Below are 1,292 nucleotides of genomic sequence, written 5' to 3' on the forward strand. Positions count from 1 at the left end.
GGGGGCGGGCGGCGGAGGACGTGTGTGGTGGGTTTGTTCTTCACTGCCGCGTCGCCCACGGAGAGCTCGCCGCTGGCGCGCAGTCTGTCCCTCCACGACGCTCTTCCGATCTCGTCGAGCGCGGCGCGCGCGCAGGTTTCGTCGGTGACGGGCCCCGACAGCCAGCCGCCGCGCAGCGCGGCGATCACCGCATCGCGCTTCTTCGGTCCGCCGGCGAACGCGATCGTCGGGCGCTTCGGCGGCGTGGCGAGCGACACGCTCGTCACGCGTGCGCTCGTCGACACGGCGATCTGCGTGCCCTGCGCGTCGATCGGCACGCCGAGCAGTTCGGCCACCGCGCCGAGCGCGGTCATCTCGTCGCGCTCCTGTTCGGTGATGAAGCCGTCTTCGTAGAGCGGGCAGTGCGGGCCGATGTTGCCGATCCCGACGAACGCGACATCGGCCTTGCCCGACAGCGCCTCGACGATCCGGTACAGCCGGTGATTGCACCACTGCGCGCGCTCGGCATCGCTGTCGGCGAACAGCGGCGCGGGCAGCAGGAAATGCTTGCTGCCGGTTTTCTCGGAGATGTACTGCGCGACGTCGTAGCGGTTCGACGAACCGTCGGCCGCGATCGCGCCGACCATCGATACGAGCCGGTGCTGCGGTCGGTCGATCTGCGCGATCTGCGCGACCGCGGCCTTCAGCGTCCGGCCGCTGCTGACCGCGATCACCATCGGCCGCGTTTCGTTCAGGTAGCGCTCCATCACCTGCGCACCGGCGACTGCGAGCTTGCGGTCGATCGCGTCGGGTGCGTCGGCATCGACGGGCACGACCTCGCACATCGCGAGGCCGTAGCGCTTCGACAGTTGCGCGCCGAGATCGAGACAGTCGGCGAGCTGGTGGTCGACGCGCACGCGGATCAGGTTCTTCTCGACCGCGAACGCGACGAGGCGCTGCGCGACCGGGCGCGACACCTGCAGCTTTTCCGCGATTTCGTTCTGCGTGTCGCCCGCGACGTAGTAGAGCCACGCGGCACGCGTGGCGAGATCGAGTTTTTCTGAGGACTTGGACACGATAGCGATTCGATTCGGATCTGGGGGGCGCCCCGCGGGCCGGCCGATGGGCCGCATGACGGCATCCACTGTACCGCATGTCGCGCGCGCGGCTGACTGCCGCCACGCGTGACGTGCGGCGCTTACGCGAGCCGGGTGCGCGACGGTTCGTACAGCGGCCGCACGTGGCGGTACAGCGCGCGGAATGCATCGAGGCGTTCGCGCAGCAGCGCATGGCGCGCGGCATCCGGCGTGTAT

At 69.6% G+C, this 1,292-nt stretch carries 1 pseudogene; it reads right to left on the bottom strand.

The window, feature by feature from the left end:
* Positions 1-116: 116 nt before the first annotated feature.
* Positions 117-1,112: pseudogene (locus G3N93_RS40430) on the bottom strand (sugar-binding transcriptional regulator); the annotation flags it as partial.
* Positions 1,113-1,292 lie beyond the last annotated feature (180 nt).

Origin of the sequence: Burkholderia sp. Se-20378, from assembly GCF_017104665.1 — a bacterium.
Taxonomy (GTDB): Bacteria; Pseudomonadota; Gammaproteobacteria; order Burkholderiales; family Burkholderiaceae; genus Burkholderia; species Burkholderia lata.